Source organism: Psychromarinibacter sediminicola, assembly GCF_029168335.1.
Classification (GTDB): domain Bacteria; phylum Pseudomonadota; class Alphaproteobacteria; order Rhodobacterales; family Rhodobacteraceae; genus Psychromarinibacter; species Psychromarinibacter sediminicola.
On record NZ_JARGYC010000242.1, the window covers coordinates 1 to 437 of the forward strand.

Here is a 437-nt window from a genome sequence, read left to right on the forward strand (position 1 = left end):
CGAGAAGGACCGCGACCAGGCCCATGCCCGCTGGCGCGAGGTGGCCGACAGCCTGCGCGAGCGGTTCCGGGATGTCGCCGAGCTCATGGACGAAGCCGAGCACGACGTGCTGGCCTACATGGCCTTCGACGAAAGCCTGCGCTCGAAGCTGCACAGCACGAATCCGCTGGAGCGCGTCAACAAGGAGATCAAGCGGCGCACCAATGTCGTCGGAATCTTCCCCAACCGCGAAGCCGTCATCCGCTTGGTCGGCGCGCTGATGCTGGAACAGAATGACGAGTGGGCCGTCTCCCGCCGCTACATGCCGGTGGAAAAGCTGACGGCCATGTGCAACGATCCCCACGCGGCGACTATGATCGCCGCCCAGTGAACGAGCGACACCAGCTATGAAGAAGCAGGTGGACGCCAGTTCCTACACCATTTCCCGGGGCACTACC

Annotated in this window: 1 protein-coding gene; it reads left to right on the plus strand. The window is 64.1% G+C overall.

Annotation, left to right across the window (positions count from 1 at the left end):
- On the plus strand, nt 1-370 hold a 370-nt coding region (locus tag P1J78_RS25190), incomplete at its 5' end, for a transposase (protein ID WP_275570109.1).
- Nucleotides 371-437 lie beyond the last annotated feature (67 nt).